General features: G+C 70.6%; 6 protein-coding genes. 3 read left to right on the plus strand and 3 right to left on the minus strand.

The window, feature by feature from the left end:
- The first annotated feature begins 108 nt into the window (after positions 1–108).
- Positions 109–1,212, plus strand: coding sequence for a Leu/Phe/Val dehydrogenase (locus tag ACTWQE_RS25095; protein WP_443331299.1), 1,104 nt, complete (start codon positions 109–111; stop codon positions 1,210–1,212).
- Positions 1,213–1,640: 428 nt separating this feature from the next.
- Complete coding sequence (locus ACTWQE_RS25100) at positions 1,641–1,895, plus strand: DUF3073 domain-containing protein (RefSeq protein WP_443331300.1); 255 nt, start codon at positions 1,641–1,643, stop codon at positions 1,893–1,895.
- 128 nt (positions 1,896–2,023) lie between these two features.
- Here ACTWQE_RS25100 and purM read toward each other — a convergent pair whose 3' ends face one another.
- From purM to ACTWQE_RS25115, 3 genes are all read right to left on the minus strand, one after another.
- Positions 2,024–3,091: a phosphoribosylformylglycinamidine cyclo-ligase gene (purM, locus tag ACTWQE_RS25105; protein ID WP_443331301.1), complete on the minus strand. Its 1,068-nt coding sequence runs from the start codon at positions 3,089–3,091 to the stop codon at positions 2,024–2,026.
- Positions 3,092–3,126: 35 nt separating this feature from the next.
- Positions 3,127–4,701 carry an amidophosphoribosyltransferase gene (gene purF / locus ACTWQE_RS25110; RefSeq protein ID WP_443331302.1) on the minus strand — a complete coding sequence of 525 codons (1,575 nt, stop codon included), beginning with the start codon at positions 4,699–4,701 and terminating at the stop codon, positions 3,127–3,129.
- Between the two features lie 626 nt (positions 4,702–5,327).
- The gene (locus ACTWQE_RS25115; protein WP_443331303.1) at positions 5,328–6,125 is read right to left on the minus strand and encodes a sterol carrier family protein; all 798 of its coding nucleotides are present in this window, start codon (positions 6,123–6,125) and stop codon (positions 5,328–5,330) included.
- A gap of 100 nt (positions 6,126–6,225) precedes the next feature.
- Here ACTWQE_RS25115 and ACTWQE_RS25120 point away from each other — a divergent pair, with 100 nt between their 5' ends.
- The gene (locus ACTWQE_RS25120; RefSeq protein ID WP_443331304.1) at positions 6,226–6,621 is read left to right on the plus strand and encodes a nuclear transport factor 2 family protein; all 396 of its coding nucleotides are present in this window, start codon (positions 6,226–6,228) and stop codon (positions 6,619–6,621) included.
- Positions 6,622–6,720 lie beyond the last annotated feature (99 nt).

Consider the following 6,720-nt stretch of genomic DNA (forward strand, 5'->3'; position numbering starts at 1 on the left):
GATCGTGGCACCTCACTGCTCCGCAGGCGGTACAGGATCTAGGCTTGGCTCCACCCGGCCCTCCCCACCCACAGGAGGGCGTTCCGCCACGCTTCGGGAGTCACCACCGTGACCGACGTACGTCCACCAGCCGATGATCTCGGCGTGCTGTCCACCCTGTTCCGCTCCGAGCAGGGCGGGCATGAGCAGGTCGTCCTCTGCCAGGACCGGGAGAGCGGTCTGCGGGCCGTCATCGCGATCCACTCGACCGCCCTGGGCCCGGCCCTCGGCGGCACCCGCTTCCACGCCTACGCCTCCGACGCGGAGGCCGTCCTGGACGCACTCAACCTCGCCCGCGGCATGTCGTACAAGAACGCTCTCGCAGGGCTGGACCACGGCGGCGGCAAGGCCGTGATCATCGGTGACCCGGACGCGCACAAGAGCGAGGAGCTGCTGCTCGCCTACGGCCGGTTCGTGGCCTCGCTCGGCGGCCGGTACGTCACCGCCTGCGACGTCGGCACCTACGTCGCCGACATGGACGTCGTCGCCCGCGCGTGCCAGTGGACCACCGGCCGCTCCCCGGCGAACGGCGGCGCCGGCGACTCCTCCGTCCTCACCGCCTTCGGCGTCTTCCAGGGCATGCGCGCCAGCGCGCAGCACGCCTGGGGCGACCCGACGCTGCGCGGCCGCAAGGTCGGCATCGCCGGTGTCGGCAAGGTCGGCCACCACCTCGTCGACCACCTCCTGGAGGACGGGGCGGAGGTCGTGGTCACGGATGTCCGGGGCGAGTCCGTGGCCCGGGTCCTGGCCCGGCACCCCCGGGTCACCGCGGTGAGCGGCACCGATGCGCTGATCCGCGCGGGGCTGGATGTCTACGCTCCGTGTGCGCTCGGTGGCGCCCTGAACGACGAGAGCGTCCCGGCTCTCACCGCCAGGATCGTCTGCGGCGCGGCCAACAACCAACTGGCCCACCCGGGTGTCGAGAAGGACCTCGCCGACCGCGGCATCCTCTACGCCCCGGACTACGTGGTGAACGCCGGCGGAGTGATCCAGGTGGCGGACGAGCTCCACGGCTTCGACTTCGACCGCGCCAAGGCCAAGGCGACGAAGATCTTCGACACGACGCTGGCCATATTCGATCGCGCCAAGGCCGATGGCATCCCGCCCGCGGCCGCCGCGGACCGCCTCGCGGAGCAGCGGATGGCCGAAGCGCGCGCCCACGCGTCGCGCTGACGCAAGCCCCGCCCGGCCCGCGCTCTCGGTGCCGGGGACCGCACCCCGACGCTCAGGCTGGGCGGGGCCGGTCCCCGGCCCGGTTCAGGCCGGCCAGGAACCGGCCCCGCCCGACGGCTCTCCTCCAGGGGCGGGCGAGCCGGCGAGGCGAAGCTCCCGCGACGGCGGACCGGGGGACGAGACAAGACTCACCACCTGTCGGCGGGTCGGCCCTGAACAGACGGTAAAATCAAAGCTGACCAGCGAGGACGGGGCTCCTCGCAGGTTCTGCCGCGTGGCGCGTCCTGTGGGCGACGTACCGTATGGCCACGGAAGCAGGTACCGTTGAAGCCCTACGGATCGGTCTCTCCTGTGAGAGTCCGCTCCGCATCATGAACGCGTGTCAAGACTCTGGGGCCGTCGAGCCCCGTCGTTGAGGGGGTCGAGCCATGGGGCGCGGCCGGGCCAAGGCCAAGCAGACGAAGGTCGCCCGCCAGCTGAAGTACAACAGCGGCGGGACGGATCTCTCGCGCCTGGCTGAGGAGCTGGGCGCATCGACTTCGAGCCAGCCGCCGAATGGCGAGCCGTTCGAGGACGATGAGCTGGACGACGACCCGTACGCACAGTACGCGGATCGCTACAACGACGAGGACGAGGACGACGACCAGTCGTCCGACCAGTCCGCCTATCGTCGACGCGCCTGACGCCGCGGCGCGCGGCACCCGCCGTATCACGTACGTATTCAGGCCGTCCACAGCATGACCACTGAGCCGGTCCGGGCCCCCGGACCGGCCCATTGCCGTGTCCGGGGCGAAATACCGGCCCGAGGTCCTCAGCCGGCGTAGTCACGGACGAGGGTCACGGCCTCGGTGTGGTCACCGCGCTCGGCGATCGAGCCCGCGACCCAGGCGTCCACGCCGCGGTCCGCGAGCGTGGTCAGCGCCACGTCCACCGACTGCTGGGGGACGACGGCGATCATCCCGACGCCCATGTTGAGCGTCTTCTCCAGTTCCGGCCGCGCGACCTGTCCGGCGGTGCCGATGAGGTCGAAGACCGGGGCCGGGGTCCAGGTGGAGCGGTCGACCGTCGCGTGCAGATGGTCCGGGACGACACGGGCCAGATTGTTGGCGAGACCGCCACCGGTGATGTGCGAGAAGGCGTGCACCTCGGTGGTGCGGATGAGCGCCAGACAGTCCAGCGCGTAGATCTTGGTGGGCTCGAGCAGCTCTTCGCCCAGGCTGCGGCCGAACTCGGGAATCTCCCGGTCCAGGGACCAGCCCGCGCGGTCGAAGACCACATGCCGCACCAGCGAGTACCCGTTCGAGTGAAGTCCGGAGGACGCCATGGCGATCACCGCGTCACCCGTACGGATACGATCCGCGCCCAGCACGCGGTCGGCCTCGACCACGCCGGTTCCGGCGCCCGCGACATCGAAGTCGTCGGGCCCGAGCAGGCCCGGGTGCTCCGCGGTCTCACCGCCGACCAGCGCGCAGCCGGCCAGCACACAGCCCTCGGCGATGCCCTTGACGATCTGGGCGACCCGCTCCGGGTAGACCTTGCCGACGCAGATGTAGTCGGTCATGAACAGCGGTTCCGCACCGCAGACGACCAGGTCGTCGACGACCATGCCGACGAGGTCGTGCCCGATGGTGTCGTAGACCCCCATCTGCCGGGCGATGTCGACCTTCGTGCCGACGCCGTCGGTGGCGGAGGCGAGCAGCGGGCGCTCGTAGCGCTTGAGGGCGGACGCGTCGAAGAGTCCCGCGAAGCCGCCGAGGCCGCCGATGGCCTCGGGGCGGGTCGCCTTCTTCACCCACTCCTTCATCAGCTCGACGGCGCGGTCCCCCGCGTCGATGTCGACGCCCGCGGCGGCGTAGCTGGCACCAGTGGTCTCAGACATTGCCTTGAGATCCTTCGTGTCGTTGATGACGGGCTCTACGGGCGGCGGAGCGCGTCGGCGCCACCGATACCGGCCGTCAGCGTCTCGATCCCGTCCACATCGCTGCGCGGGCCGACGGGCTTCGCCGGCTCGTCGGCGGACGTCTCCAGGAGGTGCTTGCCCAGCAGCTCCGGGTCCGGCAGTTCCATCGGGTACTCGCCGTCGAAGCAGGCGCGGCACAGGTTCGGCTTGGCGATCGTGGTCGCCTCGGTCATGCCGTCGATGGAGATGTAGGCGAGGGAGTCCGCGCCCAGTGACTTGCCGATCTCCTCGACGGACAGCCCGTTGGCGATCAGCTCCGCACGGGTGGCGAAGTCGATACCGAAGAAGCACGGCCACTTGATCGGGGGCGAGGAGATCCGGATATGGACCTCGGCGGCCCCGGCCTCGCGCAGCATCCGGACCAGTGCGCGCTGGGTGTTGCCGCGGACGATCGAGTCGTCGACGACCACCAGGCGCTTGCCCCGGATGACCTCCTTCAGCGGGTTGAGCTTGAGCCGGATGCCGAGCTGGCGGATGGTCTGGCTCGGCTGGATGAAGGTCCGGCCGACGTAGGAGTTCTTGACCAGGCCCGAGCCGTACGGAATGCCGCTGGCCTCCGCGTATCCCACGGCGGCCGGGGTGCCGGACTCCGGCGTGGCTATGACCAGGTCGGCATCGGCGGGGGACTCCTTCGCCAGCCGGCGGCCCATCTCGACACGGGAGAGATAGACGTTGCGGCCCGCGATGTCGGTGTCGGGGCGGGCGAGGTAGACGTACTCGAAGACACAGCCCTTGGGCCGGGCCTCGGCGAAGCGGCTCGCCCGCAGCCCGTCCTCGTCGATGGCGATCATCTCGCCGGGCTCGACCTCGCGGATGAAGCTCGCGCCCACGATGTCGAGCGCCGCGGTCTCGCTCGCCACGACCCAGCCGCGCTCGAGGCGGCCGAGGACCAGCGGGCGTACGCCCTGCGGGTCACGGGCTGCGTAGAGGGTGTGGTCGTCCATGAAGACGAGGGAGAAGGCGCCCTTGACGCGCGGCAGCACCTGAGGCGCGGCCTGCTCGACGGTCAGCGGCTTGCCGTCCTCGTCGACCTGTCCCGCCAGGAGGGCGGTGACGAGGTCGGTGTCGTTGGTCGCGGCGACCTGGGTGGCGCGGCCGTTCTCGCGCGGCAGCGCGGCGACCATCTCGGCGAGCTCTACGGTGTTGACCAGGTTGCCGTTGTGACCGAGCGCGATCGAGCCGTGCGCGGTGGCACGGAAGGTCGGCTGCGCGTTCTCCCACACGGAGGCACCGGTGGTCGAGTAGCGGGCATGGCCCACCGCGATGTGGCCCGGCAGGGAACCGAGGGATGTCTCGTCGAAGACCTGGGAGACCAGACCCATGTCCTTGAAGACGAGGATCTGTGAGCCGTTGCTCACCGCGATGCCCGCGGACTCCTGTCCACGGTGCTGCAGCGCATACAGCCCGAAATAGGTGAGTTTGGCGACCTCTTCTCCCGGAGCCCAGACACCGAAGACGCCACAAGCGTCCTGGGGGCCTTTCTCGCCGGGAAGGAGATCGTGGTTGAGTCGTCCGTCACCACGTGGCACGACACCGAGTCTAGGCCAGGTCGCGCATTCATCCGAACCAAGGACGGTGGCGGGGCCCCCAAGGGAGATCATCGGGGCGGCCGGGAGGTGTCCTCCCGGGGCTCCGGACCCCGGAATGCCGTTGCCACACCTGGTGGAACGGTCCGCACATCCGGCTCGTGCGGTCTTCCGGTGACGTCTACGTCACATTTGCGGGGCATCTCTGGCCGACGGCGCTCGCCCCCGGCCGCGCGGCCTGCCCCGGCAGGTGCTCATGGGCGGTGCGCGGGAGCGCCCACGGCAGCTGCTGGCGGCGAACCGAAGCCGCGGTGGGTGCCGGGCCGGATGGCCTCCCCGGCGCCCGCCGGAAATCCCGTTGCGGCCCCCTCGGGCCAAGGAGCCTCTCGCCGCACCCCACGCGCCCTGGGGCATGTCCGACGGCCCTCCACGGCTCGCGACGCTCGCCCCGGACTCCGTCTGGGTGGGGGTCCCGGCCGAAGGCTGGGGGAGTGCACCCAGTCGCGGCGCTCCCCCAGCCTTCGGCCGGGGATACCCGCACCGCCGTGCGATGCTCCCCCATTCTTCGGCCTGGCGTTGCCCCACACCCGACGCCGCTCGCTGCCCCCCTCGGACACGTCAGGCACGCCCTAACTCATCAGCGGCAGCTGATCGCTCAGGTCCGCACGCTCGCCGCCGGCGGAGACCTTCGCCATGTCGAGCGCCTCGGCCCAGCTCGTACGGCCCGTGGCCAGCCGGATCCAGGTCATCGGGTCGGTCTCGACGACGTTCGGCGGGGTGCCCCGGGTGTGTCTGGGGCCCTCCCCGCACTGCACGACGGCGAAGGGCGGGACGCGTACCTCCACCGAGCCGCCCGGTGCCTTGACCGCCAGGGCATCGGCGAGCAGTCTCGTCACGGCGGCGACCGCCTGCCGGTCCTGCGGAATCTCGGTGCCCAGAGCGGCCGCGAGATCGTCGGTGTGCACGACGAGCTCGACACAGCGGGTGACAAGGAAATCGTCCAGCCGTACCGCACCCATGCGCGCCGCGAGCAGCCGCTCGTCCGGTGCCGACGGCAGGAGCGCGGCGAGGCGATCGGCGGCGCGCGCCAGGAGCTCGCGCGGTTCGCCCGCCGCGGCGATGGCACGGGTGCCCTGATCGACTGTCCCGGCGAAAGCGGCGGTCGCGAACGGGTAGTCGAGGAGTGCCACGTCCCGCACGGGAGGTGCGGGCTGCTCCAGAGTGCGGCTGACGGTGTCCATGGCCGTCGCGATATGGGCCAGCAGCTCGCGGACGGTCCAGTCGCCGAGCCGGGTGGGCCACGCGAGCTGCTCGGCTGTCAGGTCGGCGGCGGCATCCCGTACGTGCCGGAACTGCGCGGTGACCGCGGCCCTCACCTTCGCGGAGTCATACGTCCGGGCCCGAGGCTTACGCGTCCGAGGCGGCATGACAGGAGCTTACGGCTCCGCACGGCCTGCGTGGACAGGTCCCCGGACCCGGCAGATGATGGAAACAAAGGGAATTCAGGAAGGAAAGGTGTGAATCCTCATGGCTGAGCACCCGGACTGTGCCCTGGTACGCCGGGGCTACGAGGCATTCAGCAATGGTGACATGGACACACTGTCCTCGCTGTTCACGGCGGACGTCGCCCACCACGTTCCCGGCGATCACATACTCTCGGGGCACCACAAGGGACGCGAGGCCGTCCTGCAGCTCTACCGCCGTATCGCCGAGGAGACCAACGGCACGTTCCGAGTGGAGCTCCAGCACCTCTTGGCGGACGGCCGGGGACATGTCATCTCGGTCCACCGCATCTACGCGGACCGCAAGGACCGCGGTGTCGAGATGCCCGGCGGAATCTTCTTCACCATCGTCGGCGGAAAGGTGAGCGACCTCGACGAGTGCGCGGAGGACCTCGACGTCCTGAACGAGTTCTGGCGCTGAACGACGAGGCGGGGCTGCTGCATGCGGCACCGTCCGCCCGCAGCGCCGACGAGCGGCCGCCGTCGACGGCCCGCGGCCCCACCCAGTAAGTGGGTGGGG

Origin of the sequence: Streptomyces sp. 8N706 (assembly GCF_052245415.1) — a bacterium.
Classification (GTDB): domain Bacteria; phylum Actinomycetota; class Actinomycetes; order Streptomycetales; family Streptomycetaceae; genus Streptomyces.